This is a genomic window from Mesorhizobium sp. M0437 (genome assembly GCF_040321335.1).
Taxonomy (GTDB): Bacteria; Pseudomonadota; Alphaproteobacteria; order Rhizobiales; family Rhizobiaceae; genus Mesorhizobium.
This window is the reverse complement of the sequence record NZ_JAMYRK010000013.1, coordinates 13,321-32,731: the sequence shown is the minus strand read 5'-3', so window position 1 is coordinate 32,731 and position 19,411 is coordinate 13,321. Positions and strand designations below refer to the sequence as shown.

The following is a 19,411-nucleotide window of genomic DNA, read 5'->3' as shown; positions in this document are numbered from 1 at the left end:
CCAATCTGGCGACATCTCGGATTTCAACAGATTAGGGTCGGGAGTTGAAAGCCCGCGCGTCGTTCGAGCGCGGGCTGAAAACACGGCCTGGCGATCAGCGGCCGTCCGGCGTGCGCAGACCGATCCACTTGTCCTTGACGGCGTTGTAATGCTCTTCGGGCCTGTACTTCGTCACGTTGAGCGCAAGGCGGTCTGCCGACAAATGGCCAACCGCCGAGAGGATGGCATAGCTCGCCACCACCACGTCGCGTTCGGCGCTGACAAGATTGATCTTGGCGGTGATGAGGGTCGCCTGCGCGTTGAGCACGTCGAGCGTGGTGCGCTGGCCGACATTGCGCTCTTCGATGACGCCGTTCAGGGCAAGCTGCGCGGCGGCGACCACCTGCCGGTTGGCCGTGACGCTTTGCTGCGCGGCGGTGTATTGCGACCATGCCGAGGTAACGGCCTGGCGCACCTGGTCGCGACTCACGTCGACTTCGATCCGCGCCTGGCTGAGCGATTCCTTGTTCTGGCGCACGGTCGCCGAGGTCCGTCCGCCGGAATAGATCGGCACGGTCAGTGTCGCGCCGATGTTCGCCGACGTCCTTGTGCCATCCTGCGATGCCCCAAGAACGCCCGGAACCGTGTTGCGATAGTCGCCGGAAACGCCGGCGCTAGCCGAAAGCTGCGGCAGCAGCGCGCCTTCGGCCGATTTAACCGAAAACGCCGCCGCGTCGACCAGGTGCTCGGTGGCGAGGATGGCCGGATGTTCGGCCGATGCGATCGCGATCGCTGCATCGAGGCTCGACGGCAACAGCTTCGACAGCGGCGAAGCCGGCCTGAGACGGCCGGGCTCATCGCCGACGATCTGGCGATAGGTCGCGGCACTTGCCAGCGCCGTGGCGCGGGCGGCGCTCAACTGCGCCACCGCGGAGGCACGCTGCGCGTCGGCTTGCGCGACGTCGGTGCGGGTACCTTCGCCGACCTCGAAGCGCGAACGCGCCGCACGCGCCTGCTCGGTCAGGAATTGCAGGTTCTGTTCGGTCAGCACCGCGATCTGGCGGTCGCGGATGACGTCCATATAGGCACTTGCCGCGTTGAAAAGGGTGTTTTCTTCGGTGTTGCGCAGGCTCTCGACCGAGGCGCTGACCCGCGCTTCGGCGGCCGCGACGTTGTTCCTGGTCTGAAAGCCGTCGAACAGGGTTTGATTGATCTGGACGCCAAAGTTGCCGGTAGTTATGCGCGCGGTTCGACTAGTACCATTGATATGGGTGCTGGTGTAGTCGATGTCCGCGGAACCGGTGATGGTCGGGCGCCAGCCGGACTTTGCGATTGCAACGCCCTCGTCGGTGACGCGAACGCCGGCGCGTGTCGAATTAAGCGAGGAATTGTTCTGATAGGCTTTTGAAAGGGCCCCGAGAATGGTTTCGGCCGAGGCGGCCATTGGAGAAAGCGCGGTCGCCGAAACGAGGACAGCGGTAAAAAGCAACTTGCGTACAGACGGCACGTTATATTCCCTCATTCGTTTTGCACGGGAACTGCGCCACGCTGGCTTCTCCTTCTGATCAGCCGGCGCCGCGTTTTTTATCGTTCCCCCGCTGAAAGCCCCCAAGAAACACCCGGTTATGCAGATCAGCAACGATTGTTCAAACGCAAGCGATCATGACAGCGCCTTCGCTGCAAGGCAAAATCACTCAGAATTCGAAGGCGGGAATGCGTTCGAATCCCGGTAGTGGCTTAATTGCCGCATTAAATGCGCGTCTTCCCGTTACAACCCCTCCAGTCTTAAAAAAAAGCCGGGCTACGCCCGAATTGCCCTGCCCCTCCACGGCGACGAGTCGGCCGCCTTCGGCAAGCTGGTCGAACAGCGCCGCCGGCACCTCGCCGACGCTGCCGCCGATCAGGATGACGTCGTAAGGCGCCTTATCTGCGTGGCCTTGCGGCAGCGGCCCCTGGACCACGGTGACATTGCCGCAACCGAGTGCCGCAAGCGTCGAAGTGGCGGTCTCGGCCAGCGCCGCATCGCTTTCCAGCGCGACCACGGACCTTGCCAGCCGCGACAGGATCGCCGCCGCATAGCCGGTGCCGCAGCCGACATCGAGTGCCGAATCGCTTGGGCCGATATCGGCCAGCTGCATCAGCTTGGCCAATGGCGACGGTTCCATCAGATAGCGCGGGCCATCGGCCGTATCGGCAATGCGGATGTCCTCGTCGATATAGGCAAGATCGCGCTGGCCGGGGGCAACAAAGGCCTCGCGCGGCACCACAAGCATCGCCTCGAGCAACGGCGCGCTGGTCACGTCGGTGGTGCGGATCTGGCCGTCGACCATCTTCACCCGGCGTTCGGCAAAATCAGCGCTCATGTTCCAACCATCCGCTTGCCGCGCAAAGGCCGCGGCTGTTTCGACCGGAACTGAAGCCCCCTGGCGCTGACGCGCGGGAGCTCGGGCATTGGAGGCCTCGCCCGGAATCGAACCGGGGTGCAAGGATTTGCAGTCCTCTGCGTAACCACTCCGCCACGAGGCCTCATTGCTCCCGGCGTTCCACCCGGCTCCAATAGGTTGCGGCGAAAATGCCGTCAAGCGGCCACCATGCATTCCCAACGGTTCCTCGACATTCCATGCCCTGCCTTATCAACGCAATGCCCATCTTAGCAATAACATATTAGCTTATCGTTAAGCATGATTCTGGGCGACGGGAACCCGAAACCGGCGGCCACGTTGGGCAAAGAGGAGGCTCCGCCATGCGTCGAGCAGCTACGAAGGACGGCACGTCGCGCGGATTGTCGCAGTCTGCAGAGCTTGTGCGCTATGCCATCGACCGCCTCAGCATAGAAGGCGCAAACAGCCTGCCGCCGCGCGACCGGGCGCGGCTGGCATCGGCTACCGCCGTTCTCAAGGAGCTTTGCGAACGCCTGGAAAGCTGTTTCGACCAGCCTCGGTGAGGCCTGGACGACCACGCCGCTCTCAAACAATTGCCGGATACCGGCCTGTCAGCAGGGCAGTCTCAATCCGGCCGGCGCCGTCGCTCCCACCAGACGACGAAGCGGCGCCGGTGACGGCGCACCAATGCGAATTCGTAGGAGAGCACCAGCAATCCGATCGGCACCATCCAGAAACCCAGGATCGGCAGGAAGCCGAGAATGCCGCCGATGATCAGCACGACGCCGATCGCAATCCTGAGGCCGCGCGAGCGCGGCATGGTGAACTGGCGGCCGAAGACCGAGATTTTCCGGGCCGGTGGCTGTTCGTCGCTCATTGCCGTCATGTGAAATGTCGATCCGTTTGCATCAGTAGCACCATCAGCCGGAGAAAGCCGCAACGGCCTTTTCTGTTCCTTGACAGGCGAGAGACAGCTCATATGAGGGCGCTCGCCGGCCATTGCCAGCAAGCCTCGCGCCAAAAAGCATCGAAAAAATGCGAAATGCTTCTTTGCAAAGCCGAAACGGGTTTGCTATAGGCTGCCCCACTCACGCAAGAGCCTCTGTTCCCCGGTAGCTCAGTGGTAGAGCAACCGGCTGTTAACCGGTTGGTCGCTGGTTCGAATCCGGCCCGGGGAGCCAACATCTACGCTGCGGTGCGATGCGGCCGCGGACCTATTCAATTTCCCTGTAGGATCATGCGCTTCGCTCCAGCCGGCGCGATGGGGAAGAAAGTTGTGGCCAACCTTCGCGCAAGCATCGACGCGATGTTCTGGTTATAACTAACGCTTCGAGTTGGATACCGGACCTCGACCTATGCCTTTCCTGCTGCGCCTATCGAGATTCAGGAATGAGCCGCTATCGACCACGCCCCTGAGTGCAATATGACGAAGGGACATCACGATCCCGACGGATCCCTATGCCGCAACGCGTCGACAATGATCTTGAACGCAGGAAGGTTTTGGCGGCGGCTCGGATAATAGAGGAAATAGCCATCGAAGAAGGGTGACCAGTCGTCGAGGACCTTCACCAGCAATCCTGAGACGACGTGCCGCTCCACGATGTTCTCGGGAACATAGGCGATGCCATAGCCACTCGCTGCCGCGTCGATCATGGCGTAGGAGTTGTTGAAGGTAAGTTGACCGTCCACACGGACACGCAGCGCCTGTCCATCCTGCTCGAACTCCCATGCGTACAGACCACCGGCGGTTTCGTGACGCATGTTGATGCAGACGTGCCGGACCAGATCCTGCGGATGCACAGGCACGCCGTGCGGCGCGAAGTATCGCGGCGAAGCCACGGCGACTAAGCGCCAGTCCGGGCCGATGCGGACCGCGATCATGTCTTTCTCGACGCTCTCTCCAAGCCGGACACCGGCATCAAAGCCTTCCTCGACAATGTTGCGGAAGGTGCTGTCCAGGATCAGTTCGACGCCAATGTCGGGATAGCCGCTGAGGACCGGCTTAAGCTTCGGCCAGACCACGCTTTCGAGCGCGTGGTCGGACAGGGTCAACCTGATCGAGCCTGACGGCTTTTCGCGGAGCGCCATCAGCGCTGTGATCTCGTCTTCGATTTCACCAATGCGCGGGGTGATCGTCTGTAGCAGCCTTTCGCCCGCAACGGTCGTCGCGACATTACGCGTCGTGCGGGTCAGAAGGCGTATGCCCATGCGTGTTTCGAGCTGCTTGGTCGTGTGACTGAGCGTCGATTGCGCGACGCCGAGCTTTGCCGCAGCCTTGGTGAAGCTGCGCTCTTCTGCGACAGCCTGAAACCACGTCAATTGGTTGAGATCGGTTCTGGCCATGAAGTTTCTCTCTCCGTCGCTTGCAGCGAATTATTCGATATAGTCGATAGGTTCATGCCGATTTATACGGGTAATCGCTTTATGGCAAAACCATTAGGTTTGCACTGCAACAATGCATTACCGCGATGTCGGTGATTTGGATGACATGGATGTCGCAAAATGCGGCCGAGGCCGCCGGCAGGCCTGATGGTCGCGGCGATCCAGGCTTCGATCCTTCTGGGCGCGGTAGTCGGAGGGGTGCTGCTGTATGGTCTGACGATCTCCGCGATCTTCATCGGCAGCTTGGTTCTGGCCGGCTTCGCAATCGCGCTGATCGGCAACGGTCGGCGTCTGCTCAAACTCGAAGAGGACTGGCCAAAGTGGCGAGTGGTTCAATTCCAACCCAAACTTACAGGAGATCGGAAATGCCTTTGAATACCCCTGATACGAAAATACCAGCGCGTGAAATCCACCGGCGGGAGCTTTTGAAGCTGACCGGCTCCGGCATCGCCGCCTTCAGTGGGGCGTCACTCTTCAACTTTCCCTTCGCAAAGGCTCAAGATATGTCAAACGGTGCAAACAATTTCTATACAAGCGGTCAGGTGACGCTGGAGAAAGTGACCTTCAAGAGCCAATACCAGATGAATGTTGCGGGAAATCTGCTCGTTCCCAAGAACCTCGACCGCAATGCACGTCATCCGGCCATCGTCGTCGGCCATCCAATGGGCGCGGTGAAAGAGCAAAGCGCGACCCTCTATGCCACCAAGATGGCCGAGCAGGGCTTCATCGCCATGGCGATCGACCTGCCATTCTGGGGCGAGAGCGGGGGCGAAGCCCGACAGATCGTTTCGCCGGATGTCTATGCCGAGGCGTTCAGCGCGGCGGTGGACTTCCTCGGGACACACGCGTTCGTGGACCGCAACCGCATTGGCGCGATTGGTGTCTGCGGCAGCGGCAGCTTCGTCATCAGCGCCGCCAAGATCGACCCGCGCATGCGCGCCATCGCCACGGTCAGCATGTATGACATGGGCGCGGCGAACCGAAACGCACTCAATCACTCGCTAAGCGTCGAGCAACGGAAGCAGATCATCGCGGCGGCCGCCGAACAGCGCTACTCCGAATTCGAAGGCGGCCAAATCCAGTATACGGGCGGCACTGATCTCGAACTGACCGCGTCGACGCATCCCATCCAGCGCGAGTTCTACGATTTCTATCGGACACCCCGCGGAGAGTTTACCCCGGCGGGTGTCTCCGACCAGATAACGACTAAGCCGACGCTGACCAGCAACGTCAAATTCATGAACTTCTACCCGTTCAATGACATCGAGACGATCTCGCCGCGCCCAATGCTGTTCATCAGCGGCGATCAGGCGCATTCGAGGGAATTCAGCGAGGAAGCCTACAGACTGGCAGCCGAGCCCAAGGAACTGGTTTGGGTCCAGGGCGCCGGTCACGTCGATCTCTACGACCGTGTGGACCTGATTCCGTTCGACAGGCTTACCAGCTTCTTCAATCAGCACCTCTCCGCGTGACTGACGAGATGGAGCCTGTGTTTGCTGGGGCGGGCTCCATCTGCCTAGAAAACGGAGGAATGACCCGTGCTGAAATCACTGCTGAGCGCTGGCGTTATTGCATTTGGAATGGTTGGACCCAGGATGGCTCAAGAACGTATTCGCATTTCATCAGACTGGGGCGAGGTCACGGCCGATCTTGCCGATAACGAAGCCGCAAAATCTCTTGCTCAGATGTTGCCGCTTACCATTGAGATGAGCGACCACCTTCGCCAGGAAGAAGACCGGTAAATCTACCGGCTCCATTTCCGGAACAGACACGGCAGCGCGACTTCTCGGTCGGCACGCTCGGGCTGTGGAGTTCCGATCATTTCGTGATCTACTATCGGAATGGTCGCGTCCCGTCGTCCGGCATCGTTGTGCTCGGGAAGGTCGCCGGCGATGTTTCGATCTTTGATCGTCCCGGTTCCGTCACGGTGAGAATTGAACGTGCTGGCTGAGGCGTGTGCAGCGCGGTGGCATCACGGGAAACAGCGGCATGAGCCGGGTGCGGATTTCGACAGCGCCTGCCCCTGCGGTCACAGACGCCACGACCGGCATGGAGCACCTCCTTGCCACCGCGGCGATCCGCTCCCTGATTTCCCTCGTGATCGTACTGATCCCCAGGCCGCGTTCAACACTGCCGCGCGATACCGTCCCTAGCCGACCGTCACGAGCAATCCTCCTCGGCCCGCCGGCAACGAGTAGCGCCTCAGTGCGATCACGGTTACGGTTCGTTTCCTGTGCGCTTGCGGCGAATCCTGGCGTCGTCCGATCGCGAACTCGTAGTTCTCAGCTTCATCTTTCATTTGCCGGACGACATTGCCAGTCGCAAGGCCGACCTGCCATGGAAAGCCGCCTGCCCTAGATTGGACAGCGGCGCGGCAATGTTCTCAATGTAGGCCGCCCAAGCCAATCTGAATTACGGGAATTACGGAATTACGGTGACACTTTTTGCGGCGGCATTCAGGGCCTTTCCGCCGCAAATCTCAAATGCGCTTTTTTAGCCTTCCCTGACCGGCGGCGCCTTTTCACCGGAATCGACCGCCCTATTTTCGCCTCGACAGGTGGGTGGCTGCTTGCTGGACGAGTCCCTGCGACGAGTACGGCATGTGCTTCGAGGTAACCCCCAATGGACTTCCACGATCGGCACCTATTGCGGTTGCGGGTGAACGGAGAGGACCACAGCCTTTCCGATCTCGATCCCCGCGTCACGCTGCTCGACCTGCTGCGCGAGCGGCTTCATCTGACCGGAACGAAAAAGGGATGCAATTTCGGCGAGTGCGGCGCCTGCACCGTGCATCTCGACGAACGGCGTGTGAATGCCTGCATGATACTTGCCGTGTCCTGCGAGGGACGCGAGGTCACGACGATCGAAGGGCTGGCAGACGGCGACGCGCTTCATCCCGTGCAGCAGGCGTTCATCGATCATGATGGTTTCCAGTGCGGATTCTGCACGCCCGGCCAGGTGATGTCGGCGGCGGCGCTGATCGAGGAGGGACATACCGGCTCCGATGCCGAGATCCGCGAATGGATGAGCGGCAATCTGTGCCGCTGCTCCGCCTATCCGCAAATCGCCGAGGCGGTGCGCGCGGCGGCCGGGAGGGTGAGCCAATGACCCCATTCGTCTACGCGCGCGCCGACAGCCTGGGCGACACGATCGCGGCCGGTGCCGCGCCGGACAGCGCCTTTCTCGCCGGCGGCACCGAATTGCTCAATTGGCTGCGCCTTGGAATTGCCGGGCCGGCGCGGATCATCGATATCTCCCGCCTCGATGGGCTGGATCAGATCGAGGCACTGCCCGGCGGCGGCTTGACGATCGGCGCGCTGACGCATCTCAACGATGTCGCGCAGCATCCGCTGGTGATGCGCGATTATCCCGTATTGAGCCAGGCGATCCTCAACGCGGCGTCGCCGCAACTGAGAAATCTCGCAACGATAGGCGGCAATCTGCTGCAGAAGACGCGCTGCGCCTATTTCCGTGCCGAAGAGCAGCTGCCATGCAATAAACGTGAGCTCGGCTCCGGCTGCTCGGCATTGCATGGCATCAACGACAATCACGCAATCTTCGGCTGGACCGAGGATTGCGTCGCCACCCAGCCATCCGACCCGGCGGTGGCGCTGGCAGCACTTGATGCGGTCATCGTCACCGCGCACCGCAGCGGCGGCCGGCGCATTCCGGCAACGGAATTCCACCTGCTTCCCGACACGCGGCCCGAGGCGGACAATGTGTTGCAGCAAGGCGAACTGATTACGGCAATCGAGCTGCCGGCGCCGGCGCCGCGATCTGCCTACCTCAAGGTGCGCGAGCGCGAATCCTACGAATACGCCATCGTCTCCGCCGCCGCTGTACTGGAGATGGACGGCCAAACCATTCGTCGGGCTGCCCTGGCGCTGGGGTCCGTCGCGCTGCGGCCGTGGCGGCTGAGCGCCGCCGAGGAGCAGCTCGCCGGCGCCGAAATCGGCGATCGCGAGGCGTTGAGCACCGCTATCGAGCAATCCTTCGCCGAAGCGCGTCCCTTGTCGCAGAACGCCTACAAGATCGAACTGGCCAAGACCGCCGCTTTGCGGGCGATCGAAAGAGCAGCGAGGATGCCGTCATGATGATCAGCCAGCCTGTTGCCCGCCCTGACGGCGGCGCCAAGGTGACCGGCCGCGCCCGCTATGCGGCCGACTATTTCGCCCCCGACCTGCTCTATGCGGTACTCGTGACCGCGCCCGTTCCGGCCGGCCGCGTGACGTCGATCATGGTCGACGACGCGCTCGCCGAGAAGGGCGTCGTGCGTGTGCTCACGCATGAGGACATGCCAAAATTCGGCCGGTTCGCATCGCCAAGGGCCGAGCCGGATACGCAGATGCAGCAAGCCGAAGGCCCGCCGGCCGCGCAGAGCTTCATGCCCATGCAGGGCAACGAGATACGTCACGAGGGCCAGCCGCTTGCCATTGTGCTGGGCGAGACGCTGGAGGCGGCGGAAGCCGGCGCTCGCCGCGTCGCGTTGCGCTACGAGTTCGCCGAGCCGGAGTTGCCGGCACCGCCGGAGTGGACCGCCATCGACAAGGCTGCTGTCTCGCCGAGGGAGAGCGGCTTCCTGTTCCTGGAGCCGACGTTTACGAAGGGCGAGGTCGACCGCGGGCTTGCTGACGCCGCCGCCACGGTCGAAGCCGTCTATTTGCAGCCGTCGCGTCATCACAACGCGATGGAGCCCTCGGCGACGCTCGCTGAGTGGAATGACGGAGAGCTGACGCTGCACGATGCCACGCAGCACGTCTACGGTGTCCGCCAGGTGCTTGCCGCCCGCATGAATGTCCCGGCCGAGAAGGTCCGCGTGATTTCCCGCCATACCGGCGGCGGCTTCGGCGGCAAGGGCTGGATCTGGCCGCATCAGGTGCTGGCCGCCGCCGCCGCGCGCATCATGCAGCGCCCGGTCAGGCTGGCGCTAAGCCGCGCCAACGCCTATTCCTGTCTCGGCTATCAGCCGCGCATGGCGCAGAAGATCGTGCTGGCGGCGGACAGCTCGGGCAAGCTGACCGCCGTGCAACAGGACGTGATCAACCTGACCACCGTGAGCGACGATTTCGTCGAGTTCGCCACCGAAGCCTCGAAGGGTCTCTACGCCACGCCGGCGATGCGTCTCAGCCAGCGCGTCGAGCGCGCGAACGTCGCCATGCCGACGGCGCTGCGCGCGCCGGTCGAGGGTCCAGGCACCTGGGCCCTCGAAAGCGCGATGGACGAGCTCGCCCACCGCCTGGGCGTCGATCCGCTCGACCTGCGTCTGATCAACCATGCGGACACGGATCCGGCCACCGGCCAGCCCTGGTCATCGAAGAAGCTGCGCGAGGCCTATGAGGAAGGCGCCCGCCTGTTCGGCTGGCGCGAGCGCCCGCGCAAGCCGCAACGCGACGGCGATTGGCTGATCGGCTACGGCATGGCGACCTGTACCATGGGTTGTTTCCGCCACCCGACGCCTGCAGCCGAGGTCAGGCTGCACAGGGACGGCACGGTGCTCATCCGCACCGGCACGCAGGACATAGGGACCGGAACACTCACCATCTTTCCGCAGATCGCAGCCGACGTGCTGGGCCTGCCGATGGAGAAGATCGAGTTGGAAATGGGCGATACGCAGCTGCCGGAGGCGGGACCGACCTATGGTTCGTCATCGACCATGGGGGTGGGCGCGGCGGTGCTTGCCGCCGCCGAAGATGCGCGTTCGCAGCTTGCCCGTCTTGCCAATCTGCTGCCAGACGAGGTGGAGATGCAGGACGGCAAGATTCGCCGCAGGGGCGCTGCCGGCGGTCAGACGATCGCCGATGTGATGAGCCATACCGACATCGGCGAGATCGTCGGCTCCGGCTCGTTCGATCCGGCGCAGCATGGCAAAGGCCTCGCCATGCGCACTTTCGGCGCGATTTTCATGGAGGTCGGCGTCGATCCGGGGCTCGGCCTGCTCAGGCTCCGTCGCGCCGTCGGCAGCTACAGCGCCGGCCGCATCGTCAATCCCCGCACCGCACGCAGCCAGATGACGGGCGGCATCATCTGGGGCTGGGGCATGGCGGCAATGGAGCAGAGCAGGCACGAACCGGTGCTAGGGCGGTTCCTGTCGAAGAACCTTTCCGGGGTCGCCATTCCGGTCAACGCCGACATTCCCGGCGACATCATAATCCACTTCGTCGATGAGGTGGACGAGCATGCCAGCCCGATCGGCGGCAAAGGCATCGGCGAACTCGGCGCCACCGGCGTTGCCGCTGCTGTTGCCAACGCCGTCTTCGACGCCACAGGCAAGCGGATCCGGGGGTTGCCGATCACGCCGGAAAAACTGCTGTAGAAGGATCGGCCCGCGGAAGCGTCTGCTCGACGAGGTTGACGTAATAGCGCATCACCGTCGGCACGATTTCGTCGTTGAAAACGTAGCGGTCGCCGTGCAGGCCTTCGCCCGGGCCGACCTCGCCGGCACCGATCCACGCATAACAGCCGCCGGCGTCGCGGATCATGAAAGCGAAATCCTCGCAGCCGAGACTGGGGCTGAACTCGGTCAAGACATTCTCCCGGCCGACGACGGAGGCGGCGGCCACGACGGCGCGGGCCGTCGCATCGGCCGTATTGATCAGCGGCGGATAGCCCTTCCTGTAGTCGAGCCTGGCCTTGAGCGAATGCGCGGCGGCAATACCTTGTGCGATCTCGCCGATCAGCCTCTCGCAATGGTCGGAAAGGCCGTGCTCGAAGAAGCGGCAGGTGCCTTGCAGCCAGACCTTGCCCGGCACGATGTTGCCGACATTGCCGCCATGGATCTGCGTAATGCTGACGACAAGCGCGCTCTGCGGGTCGACCGAGCGGCTGACGATGCGCTGGACGGCTTGCACGAAGGCGCCGGCGGCCAGGATCGGGTCGTCGCCGAGCTGCGGCATCGCGGCATGCGCGCCAAGACCCTCGAAGGTCAGTTCGAAATTATCGACGGCCGCCATTTGCGCACCAGCGCGGGCGGCGATCGTCCCCAACCTGAAGCCCGGCCAGTTGTGGACCGCATAGACCGCCTTGACCGGAAAGCGCTTGAACAGGCCGTCCTCGATCATGCGCATGCTGCCTCCCTCGTTTTCCTCGGCTGGCTGGAAGATGAAAGTGACGAGGCGCGCGACTCGCTAAGCAATTTGGCGGCGCCGAGCAGCATCGCGGTGTGGCCGTCATGGCCGCAGGCGTGCATTACTCCTTCTTTCCTGGAGGCATAGGCCAAGCCGGTTTTCTCCAGCACCGGAAGCGCGTCGAGCTCGGCGCGAAGGCCGATGGCGCGTGCGCCGCCACCGCTGCGCAGGACACCGACGACGCCGGTGCCGCCGATCCCCTCATGCACCTCGTCGACGCCGAAAGAGCGCAGTTTCTCTGCAACGAAACGGGCCGTTTCGTATTCATTGAATGCGAGCTCCGGATTGGCATGGAGATGGTGCCGCCAGCCTATAACCTCTGGTGTCAGCGCGGCGACGGGGTCATTATGCAACATGGTGCCTCCTTTCCGCCGACAAAAAGCGGCTTGGTTTGCCAGCCATAGAAGGCCCGGCGAGAGGCGTCTTGAACCGGATTGACCATGGCAAGGACAAACGAAGCGGCAGAGACCGGGAAATACTGGCGCCATCCGTGCTTCCCCGACCTTGGCCTGTTCGAGGCGCGCTTCACCCGGCATCGCTATGACTTGCACACGCACCCGACCTATGTGATCGCCCTGATCACCTCTGGCTGCGAGCGCATTCGCATCGGCCGCAAAAGCGTTCTCGCTCCGGCAGGCACCATTGCCGTCGTCAATCCCGAGGAGTGGCATGACGGCGAACGCGGCGCGGACGAAGGCTGGGCCTACCGGACGTTTTATCCTTCGGTGCCGCTGATGACCGCGCTTGCCCGCGAACTCGGCCGGGACGGCGCTCCAATGTTTTCGCGCGCGACGATCGAAGACAGCAGTCTCGCCGCGGCATTGATGGCAGCACACCAGGGCTCGACATCCCCGGAAACAATGACGGCCGAGACGTCCCTGCTCGTGGCGCTGCGACGGCTGATCGTTCGGCATGGCGGCTCGAGCGGACAGGCCGAAGAGATCGAAAGCTCAGGATCGCAGCGGAGGTTTTCGCTCTGTCGCGACCTTATCGAAAGCGAACTTGGTTCGCAGCTCGACCTCAAGCGGCTTGCCGGCGTGGCAGGCGTGACCCGGTTCCAGGTCATCCGCGACTTCAACAAGGCGATCGGCCTGACGCCGGCGGCCTATATCCGGGACCGGCGATTGCGCCGGGCGAGCGCGCTGATCGAACAGGGATCTGGCCTCGCCGACGCCGCTATCGCAGCAGGTTTCGCGGACCAGAGCCATCTGTCCCGTACATTCCGGGCTATGCATGGCATGACGCCAGGCATGTTCAGAAGAGCGGGATAAGGCGCTCCCCAACAGACAAGCTTGCGCACCAATGCGTGCTGCGCGATGCTGACGCAGCCTGGGGGAATCATGCGAAAAATCTTGGCGCCGACGCTGCTGCTCGCGGCTGCACTGTTTGCAAACAACGCCCAGGCGCTGGATGCCGGCGGGACGCCGGTTGTCGTGACCCCGCTTGCCTCTCGCACCGAGACCGCGTCCGGCCAGCCGATCACGCTGCCGCAGAACAACGTCCAGGTCCTGGTCTCGGCCTATCAGATCGCGCCGGGCGCGACCTTGCCGGTCCACAAGCATCCGTTTCCGCGCTATGCCTATGTCGAGGCCGGCACGCTTCAGGTCACCAATGTCGAGACCGGCAAGAGCAACACCTATCAAACAGGTGATTTCATCATCGAGATGATCGGGCAATGGCATCAGGCGACCAATGTCGGCGCCGACCCGGTCAAGCTGCTGGTCATCGACCAGGTCGAAGAAGGCACCAAGAACACCGTGTTGCGCCAGTAGCTGCCAGGTCTGAGAACGGCGTCCGGGGCGGATCCAGCACAGCGCGTAACAGACGTCAGAACGCGAACCCCTCCGGCAAATTGTGATTCCAATAGCCTTCCTCGACCAGTTCACTTATGCGCCAGCCCTCGGACGTGCGTACGACGCGGTCTCGATACCAAAGCCCCTGGAAGAAGACCTGCCTTTTGCCTTCGCCGAGGTCTACCACCATCGGGCATGAACAATGCACGCGCGCGCTGGCCTCGTCCCCTCGGAGATCCAGAAGGATTGTCGAAATGGCGTGCTGCGAGATCAATATCTTGGAAAGGGCGCCTTTCATGTAAGCAACATGCTCATCCACACCGCTCCTGATTCCACCTGTTACAGTGTCGTCAAGCAAGGCATCGGGTGTGAATATTTTGCGATAGGCTTCCCAGTCGCGATCGTCCACCGCATAGCAATAGCGAACAAGCAGCTGTTCGATCTCAAGCCTATCGGAAACCTCCTGCAATGAAAGGGTCATGTCCTGTCTCCGCGGTTGGCGGCACTAATGCCGCATGCGCCAAGCCTGCCCCGACATTTCGATCAATATTCACGTTGCCGATGCTCCGAGCAACCTCGCCGCGCGATTGGGCCTGCGCAAACCCGAACACTCATTTGGCCTTCGCCTTTACCCGGTCGGCCGCAGCGGCCAGAACGGCGCGATCCCCCTCTTCGTACAAGCGGCGGATGGAGATTGCCTTGACGCGCCAACCTTCCGGCGTCCGCACCAGCCGGTGGAGGTAGCTGCCACCGACCGTCCAGAACCGCCCGCCGATCCAGTGGGTTGCGCGGACATGGCTGCGTGCGACCGCGTCATTGCCCGCGCCCTCGACGGTGATGTTGGTTATGAGGTGCTGGGTGGCGTCGAAGCCCGGCAGCAGCCCTTGCCACTGCGCGATCAACGCGTCGCGGCCGCTAGTCGTGACCTCGCCGCCGAAGAGGCTGGTGTAGTCGGTCGTGACACGGGCCGCGAGATAGGATCTGACCCGGTTCCATTCACGCAGATCGGCATAGAGGCCGATCCCGGCAATCGCCTCGGCGATTGCGATCCTGTCTTTGACCGTCAGCGCATCTCCCGGAGCGCTCGAGGCGGGCGCCGAGACGGCGGAAATCATCGCAGCGGAAACCGCCGAGGCCAGGACATGCCGGCGCGTGACGAGGCTCATTGTCCCGCCTCCCCCGCACTGCCCAGCGTCGCGCGGAAGTGCGCGGCGACGGTATCGCTTGCGGCCTTCACCGGCGCGGCACGATCGTAGAAATCGAACTGGGTGACGTTGTCGAGCCACAGCTCCCGCTTGGAACTGGTCAGCCGCGTGTAGAATTTGTGCGCCCCCTGCGGAATGGCAGCCGCCTCGCTGTGCACCATCAAAAAAGGCTGGTGCAGGCGCGGAGCAGCCTGGATGGCGTCGAACGTCAGCCAGCCGCGCCAGAACGCCGGATCGGCCTCGTTGCGCCAGGCCGGGATCATGCCGCGATCGGGCTCGGTGTAATAGGGCACCTTGAACATGACCGCGCGCTCGTCGGTCAGGCTCGCGGCCGGCAAGAACGCTTGCTTGCCGGTGCGGCGATACTCAGCCTCGGCCGCATCGCCCACGGCCTCAAGCCTGACGACGCCATGCCGGCCGCCATAGGCCTGCTCGACCACTTCGGCATCCTGCAACCAGGGCGCAACGAGGGCGACCGATTTGATCGCGGCGTTTTCGGCGGCGGCGGTGACCATATAGCCGGAGCTGGCGCAAATGCCGAGCCCGCCGATGCGGTCCTGATCGGCTTCGGGCCGGCGCGAGAGATAGGCGACCGCCGCTTCGATGTCGGCGATCTTGGCCCTAGGATCCTCGTACTGGCGGCGTAGGCCGCCGCTTTCGCCCCACCCACGAAAATCGAAGGTCAAGGCGACGAAGCCACGATCGGCCATCTCGCGGGCGTAGCGGGCCGGCATCTGTTCCTTCACCGTCATCCAGGCGCCGGTCACGACCAGCGCCGGCCGAGGTTTTGCCTCGTCCAGATCCTCCGGCAGATAGAGCTCGCCGACAAGCTGCTCACCATGCGAAGAGAATGTGACGCGCTCGACGCGCGGTGCGGCGACGGCATTGGAGGCGGCGAGCGCGGCGGTGGTTGCTACGGCAAGGGTCAGGGTTTTAAGCATCGCAAGTCTCCTTTGGCTTGGAGCGAGAAGCGCGGCGCGTTGCGAGAAAGACCGCCGTCTCAGCGCTGGCCGGCCAGTCGGCCGGGCAGCGGCTTCAGCGGGTAATGCGCCCAGTAGAAAGCGTCCGACTGGTACATGTCGGTCAAAAAATTCTGTGCCTCGGCGATCTTGCCGTCCTTGATGCGGAACATCAGCGCGTAGAACTGGTCGATCTCGGGACCTGAGCCGACATTCGACCAGCCGCGATGGACGTCGACAACGAGGTCGCCCTGCGCCTGGAAGAAGATCGGCTCGGCCTTGAACTTGCCGTCGGCCAGGCCGCGGAAGAAGGCGACCACCTCGTCCGGCCCGCGCTTGTCGCCGGCGAGCGGATGATGGCCGGGAATGCGCCACACGATGTTGGGCGCGAGGAAGGGCCGCACGGCCTCGGGATTACCGGTCGCGTAAGCTGCGTAATAGCCTTTGATGAGCTGGATATTGCGGTCTTCCAGTGGCCCGCTGTGCGCCGGGGCGGCAGACACCGCCAGAAGAGTGCCGGCGGCGAGTAAAGCAAGCCTGGTCATCGGTCCTGTCTCCTTGCCTGTTCGAGCCGTTCCCAACACCGAGGCCCGTTCGTCAGACCCAACATGACGCCTTTCGTTCGCCGGAAAAACCGGTAGAATTCGACAGGGCTATTTGGAAAATCCTTACAATGCGCCTCGACCAGTTCAGCGGCATCGTCGCCTTCGTCAAAGTCGCCGAGGCCAAAAGCTTCACCCGCGCCGCCGCCGAGCTCGGCGTCGCTCCGGCCTCGTTAAGCGAGGCGATCAAGGGGCTCGAGGAGCGCCTGGGGGTGCGGCTGCTCAACCGGACGACCCGCAGCGTTGGCTTGACCGAAGCTGGCGCTGAATACCTCGACCACGTGCGCCCGGCAGCCGAAGATATCTGGGCGGCTGGCGCGGCACTGCGCGAAGCTCGCGATCGTCCCGCCGGCACGCTGCGCCTCAGCCTGCCCTGGATCGCCGCGCCGCTGCTGATAGAGCCACTGATGCGGCCGTTCATGGATGCTTATCCCGAAGTGCGGCTTAGTCTGATTTTCGACGACAGCTTCGTCGACATCGCCGCCGAGGGCTTCGATGCCGGCCTGCGCATCGGCGAGCTTCTCGAGAGAGATATGATCGGCGCGCGCCTGGGCGGGCCCCTGCAGATGGTCGTGGTGGGCAGCCCCGATTATCTGGCGCGCAAAGGCACACCGAAGCGGCCGGCCGACCTCGCCGCCCATCGCTGCATCGCATTCGCCCTCACCCGCACGCGCGCGATTTCGCCCTGGGAGTTCACCGTGGATGGACGCGAAGTCGCATTCACGCCGGACGCATGTCTGGTCGTGAACACACTTCCGCTGTGCATTACCGCCGCCGCGCAAGGGCTGGGCCTCGCCTTCGCCGTCGAGGGCCTCGCCGCGCCGCTTCTCGCCTCAGGCGCGCTGGTCAAGGTGCTGGAGCCTTTCTGTCCCGCTTACGAGCCGCTCCACCTCTATTATCCGAGCCGCCGCCTGGTACCGCCGAAGCTGCGGGCCTTCATCGACTTCGTCCGCGCGAATTCGTACAAGCTGCGGATCTGAAGTGGCTTTTCGAGAACCCGGCCCCGTTCAGCCCCAGGCGCCGACCATCTGCCTGGTGGTTGCGTTGAGCCGGTTGAATGCGTTGATCAGGGCAATCTGGACGACCAGGGCGGCAAGCGCCTTTTCGTCATAGTGCCGGGCGGCCTTGTCCCAGACTGCATCCGGCACCGGATCCGGCCGATCGGCCAACCGGGTTGCCGCCTCGGTCAGTGCCAGCGCGGCGCGTTCGGCGTCGGTGAAGTAGGGTGTCTCCCGCCATGCGGACACGGCAAAGATGCGCTCGTCCTTCTCGCCGGCCTTCTTCAATTCGCGCGCATGCATATCGACGCAGAGGCTGCATCCGTTGATCTGGCTGGCGCGTAAATGGACGAGCTTGCGCGTCACATAGGACAGGTCGGCCGTCTCCGTCGACTTGTCCAGCGCGAGCAGTGCCTGCAAGGCGCCGGGAATGAGCATCACCGGGTTTCTCAACCGTGCTTGCATGGTGGTCTCCTTAGGCGTGTTTCTGCCGGCCGCACATTTAGCTTTCGGTCGGCTGTGCTGTTAATCAATCAATAACTCGCTGGCTATGAATCGACATATAGCTGAACGGTTATGGATGTGTCAAGCGGCAAAATTGGAGCACCGCCGGCCGCCCTGTCGCGTGTTGAGCCAACAGTTCCGGCTTTCATCGCACCATGCCCGATGCTACCGCTGGGCAGCTGAAATCATCGACGGATCGCCTATGATCGAGACCGAACGCCCTCGCCTGCCGCTGATCGAGATCTGCGTCGAAGGCATAGACGGCCTGCTGGCCGCGCAAGCCGCCGGCGCCGACCGTGTTGAGCTCTGTGCCAGCCTGATCGAGGGCGGCATCACACCGAGCTTCGGCACGGTGCGCACGGCGCTCGAGCTGGCGACGATCCCCTTCCACGTCATCGTGCGGCCGCGCGGCGGCGATTTTCTCTATGGCGAAGCCGAATATCGTTCGATGCTCGCCGATGTCGGCGCGCTTGCCGAGCTCGGCGTCGCCGGTGTCGTCGTCGGTTGCCTCACTGCCGACGGCACCATCGACGAACAGCGCATGAGCGAATTGGTTAAGGCGGCGGGAAACTTGAACGTCACCTGCCACCGCGCCTTCGACATGACCCGCAACCCGACAGAGGCGCTGGAGACGCTGATCCGCTGCAAGGTCGGCCGCGTGCTGACCAGCGGCCAGCGCGACACGGCGCTCGAGGGCGCGGACCTGCTCGCCGATCTTGTCAGGCAGGCCGGCGACCGCATCATCATCCTCGGCTGCGGCGGGCTTGATCCCGAGAACATCGGCAAGGTGCGGGGGAAAACCGGGTTGAGCGAAATGCACTTCGCCGCGCTCAAGGACGTGCAGAGCGCTATGCGTTACCGCAACCCAAGGGTCGGCATGGGCGGCACCGACCTCGACCGCGAATACCGCAACACCGTGACCGACGAGGCGCTGGTGGCGGCGACCATCGCAGCCGCCCGGCTGTGATCCTGGAAGATCGAACAACATGATCGAAGTGCGTTTGCCGATCGAACGGGTTTCGCCGCGTGATGAGTCCGCAATCCTCGCGCTCAACAACGAGCATGCCGCCGAATTGTCGTGGCTCGAACCCGAGCGCCTGTCCTTCCTGCTCGCCGAAGCGTTTTACACGCGCCGCATCGGTACGCTCGAAGCCTTCATCATGACCTTCGACCAGGACGCCAGCTACGACAGCCCGAACTTCCTGTGGTTTCGCCAGCGTTACCCGCGGTTCGTCTATGTCGATCGCGTCGTGGTCGCCGCCGCAGCGCGCGGGCGCGGCCATGCCCGCCGGCTGTATGAGGATCTGTTCGAGCAGGCGTCACGCGCGGGCCAGGCGATCGTCACCTGCGAAGTCAATGCCGAGCCACCCAATCCGGCTTCGGACGCCTTCCATGCCGCACTCGGCTTTGCGGAAGTGGGCGACGCGGTAATCCACGGCGGCAGGAAACCCGTGCGGTATTATGCAAGACGGATCGCCGGCTGA

General features: G+C 63.3%; 22 protein-coding genes, 2 tRNA genes and 1 pseudogene. 14 read left to right on the top strand and 11 right to left on the bottom strand.

What is annotated here, in order from left to right; genetic code table 11:
• Positions 1-94: 94 nt before the first annotated feature.
• The 3 genes from NKI72_RS10945 to NKI72_RS10935 form a co-directional block, all read right to left on the bottom strand.
• On the bottom strand, positions 95-1,486 hold the full coding sequence (locus tag NKI72_RS10945; RefSeq protein WP_023676398.1) for a TolC family outer membrane protein: 1,392 nt from the start codon (positions 1,484-1,486) through the stop codon (positions 95-97).
• A 187-nt stretch (positions 1,487-1,673) separates the two neighbouring features.
• The gene (locus NKI72_RS10940; protein WP_352500882.1) at positions 1,674-2,342 is read right to left on the bottom strand and encodes a protein-L-isoaspartate O-methyltransferase family protein; all 669 of its coding nucleotides are present in this window, start codon (positions 2,340-2,342) and stop codon (positions 1,674-1,676) included.
• Positions 2,343-2,431: 89 nt separating this feature from the next.
• Positions 2,432-2,505 (bottom strand) — tRNA-Cys (locus tag NKI72_RS10935).
• Positions 2,506-2,722: 217 nt separating this feature from the next.
• Between NKI72_RS10935 and NKI72_RS10930 the strand changes: the two genes are divergently transcribed.
• Positions 2,723-2,923, top strand: a complete 201-nt coding sequence (locus NKI72_RS10930; RefSeq protein WP_156937330.1) for a hypothetical protein — start codon at positions 2,723-2,725, stop codon at positions 2,921-2,923.
• A gap of 62 nt (positions 2,924-2,985) precedes the next feature.
• On the opposite strand, the gene NKI72_RS10925 is transcribed toward NKI72_RS10930, so the two are convergent.
• Complete coding sequence (locus NKI72_RS10925) at positions 2,986-3,246, bottom strand: hypothetical protein (RefSeq protein ID WP_023676401.1); 261 nt, start codon at positions 3,244-3,246, stop codon at positions 2,986-2,988.
• Positions 3,247-3,466: 220 nt separating this feature from the next.
• Between NKI72_RS10925 and NKI72_RS10920 the strand changes: the two genes are divergently transcribed.
• Positions 3,467-3,541, top strand: a tRNA-Asn gene (locus tag NKI72_RS10920).
• Positions 3,542-3,797: 256 nt separating this feature from the next.
• Here NKI72_RS10920 and NKI72_RS10915 read toward each other — a convergent pair.
• Positions 3,798-4,703, bottom strand: a complete 906-nt coding sequence (locus NKI72_RS10915) for a LysR family transcriptional regulator (protein ID WP_352850147.1) — start codon at positions 4,701-4,703, stop codon at positions 3,798-3,800.
• A 186-nt stretch (positions 4,704-4,889) separates the two neighbouring features.
• On the opposite strand from NKI72_RS10915, the gene NKI72_RS10910 reads away from it, so the two are divergent.
• The 7 genes from NKI72_RS10910 (at position 4,890) to NKI72_RS10880 (ending at position 11,055) form a co-directional block, all read left to right on the top strand.
• Entirely contained in the window at positions 4,890-5,117 is a 228-nt protein-coding gene (locus tag NKI72_RS10910) for a hypothetical protein (protein WP_352470377.1), read from the top strand.
• Positions 5,118-5,167: 50 nt separating this feature from the next.
• Positions 5,168-6,214 carry an alpha/beta hydrolase gene (locus NKI72_RS10905; protein WP_352830969.1) on the top strand — a complete coding sequence of 349 codons (1,047 nt, stop codon included), beginning with the start codon at positions 5,168-5,170 and terminating at the stop codon, positions 6,212-6,214.
• 66 nt (positions 6,215-6,280) lie between these two features.
• On the top strand, positions 6,281-6,484 hold the full coding sequence (locus NKI72_RS10900; protein WP_352470375.1) for a cyclophilin-like fold protein: 204 nt from the start codon (positions 6,281-6,283) through the stop codon (positions 6,482-6,484).
• A 62-nt stretch (positions 6,485-6,546) separates the two neighbouring features.
• Positions 6,547-6,693, top strand: a complete 147-nt coding sequence (locus tag NKI72_RS10895) for a hypothetical protein (protein WP_352766966.1) — start codon at positions 6,547-6,549, stop codon at positions 6,691-6,693.
• Positions 6,694-7,364: 671 nt separating this feature from the next.
• Positions 7,365-7,850, top strand: coding sequence for a (2Fe-2S)-binding protein (locus tag NKI72_RS10890; RefSeq protein WP_352830971.1), 486 nt, complete (start codon positions 7,365-7,367; stop codon positions 7,848-7,850).
• Positions 7,847-8,836, top strand: coding sequence for an FAD binding domain-containing protein (locus tag NKI72_RS10885; RefSeq protein ID WP_352830973.1), 990 nt, complete (start codon positions 7,847-7,849; stop codon positions 8,834-8,836). The genes NKI72_RS10890 and NKI72_RS10885 overlap by 4 nt, the downstream gene beginning before the upstream one ends.
• Complete coding sequence (locus NKI72_RS10880) at positions 8,833-11,055, top strand: xanthine dehydrogenase family protein molybdopterin-binding subunit (RefSeq protein WP_352830975.1); 2,223 nt, start codon at positions 8,833-8,835, stop codon at positions 11,053-11,055. Before NKI72_RS10885 ends, NKI72_RS10880 begins: the two co-directional genes overlap by 4 nt.
• On the opposite strand, the pseudogene NKI72_RS10875 reads toward NKI72_RS10880, so the two are convergent.
• Positions 11,033-12,222 (bottom strand): annotated as a pseudogene (locus NKI72_RS10875) (amidohydrolase). The gene NKI72_RS10880 and the pseudogene NKI72_RS10875 sit on opposite strands and share 23 nt — an antisense overlap.
• A gap of 84 nt (positions 12,223-12,306) precedes the next feature.
• Here NKI72_RS10875 and NKI72_RS10870 point away from each other — a divergent pair.
• The gene (locus tag NKI72_RS10870; protein WP_352685039.1) at positions 12,307-13,137 is read left to right on the top strand and encodes an AraC family transcriptional regulator; all 831 of its coding nucleotides are present in this window, start codon (positions 12,307-12,309) and stop codon (positions 13,135-13,137) included.
• A gap of 69 nt (positions 13,138-13,206) precedes the next feature.
• Entirely contained in the window at positions 13,207-13,638 is a 432-nt protein-coding gene (locus tag NKI72_RS10865) for a cupin domain-containing protein (RefSeq protein WP_352539722.1), read from the top strand.
• Positions 13,639-13,693: 55 nt separating this feature from the next.
• Here NKI72_RS10865 and NKI72_RS10860 read toward each other — a convergent pair whose 3' ends face one another.
• The 4 genes from NKI72_RS10860 to NKI72_RS10845 all read right to left on the bottom strand — a co-directional run bounded on the left by NKI72_RS10860 (position 13,694) and on the right by NKI72_RS10845 (position 16,368).
• Positions 13,694-14,140: a nuclear transport factor 2 family protein gene (locus NKI72_RS10860; RefSeq protein ID WP_352539721.1), complete on the bottom strand. Its 447-nt coding sequence runs from the start codon at positions 14,138-14,140 to the stop codon at positions 13,694-13,696.
• A 130-nt stretch (positions 14,141-14,270) separates the two neighbouring features.
• Positions 14,271-14,825 (bottom strand): nuclear transport factor 2 family protein, encoded by a 555-nt coding sequence (locus NKI72_RS10855; RefSeq protein WP_352685043.1) that lies wholly within the window; start codon positions 14,823-14,825, stop codon positions 14,271-14,273.
• Positions 14,822-15,805 (bottom strand): alpha/beta hydrolase, encoded by a 984-nt coding sequence (locus tag NKI72_RS10850; protein ID WP_352830976.1) that lies wholly within the window; start codon positions 15,803-15,805, stop codon positions 14,822-14,824. The genes NKI72_RS10855 and NKI72_RS10850 overlap by 4 nt, the downstream gene beginning before the upstream one ends.
• A 59-nt stretch (positions 15,806-15,864) precedes the next feature.
• A complete protein-coding gene (locus NKI72_RS10845; protein ID WP_352490639.1) occupies positions 15,865-16,368 on the bottom strand; it encodes a nuclear transport factor 2 family protein in 504 nt (167 codons plus the stop codon).
• Positions 16,369-16,496: 128 nt separating this feature from the next.
• On the opposite strand from NKI72_RS10845, the gene NKI72_RS10840 reads away from it, so the two are divergent.
• Positions 16,497-17,405 (top strand): LysR family transcriptional regulator, encoded by a 909-nt coding sequence (locus NKI72_RS10840; RefSeq protein ID WP_352830978.1) that lies wholly within the window; start codon positions 16,497-16,499, stop codon positions 17,403-17,405.
• Positions 17,406-17,432: 27 nt separating this feature from the next.
• Here NKI72_RS10840 and NKI72_RS10835 read toward each other — a convergent pair whose 3' ends face one another.
• Positions 17,433-17,888, bottom strand: coding sequence for a carboxymuconolactone decarboxylase family protein (locus NKI72_RS10835; protein WP_352830980.1), 456 nt, complete (start codon positions 17,886-17,888; stop codon positions 17,433-17,435).
• A 241-nt stretch (positions 17,889-18,129) separates the two neighbouring features.
• Here NKI72_RS10835 and NKI72_RS10830 point away from each other — a divergent pair, with 241 nt between their 5' ends.
• Both NKI72_RS10830 and NKI72_RS10825 read left to right on the top strand, forming a co-directional pair.
• On the top strand, positions 18,130-18,894 hold the full coding sequence (locus NKI72_RS10830; protein ID WP_352830982.1) for a copper homeostasis protein CutC: 765 nt from the start codon (positions 18,130-18,132) through the stop codon (positions 18,892-18,894).
• 19 nt (positions 18,895-18,913) lie between these two features.
• Positions 18,914-19,411, top strand: a complete 498-nt coding sequence (locus tag NKI72_RS10825; RefSeq protein WP_352830983.1) for a GNAT family N-acetyltransferase — start codon at positions 18,914-18,916, stop codon at positions 19,409-19,411.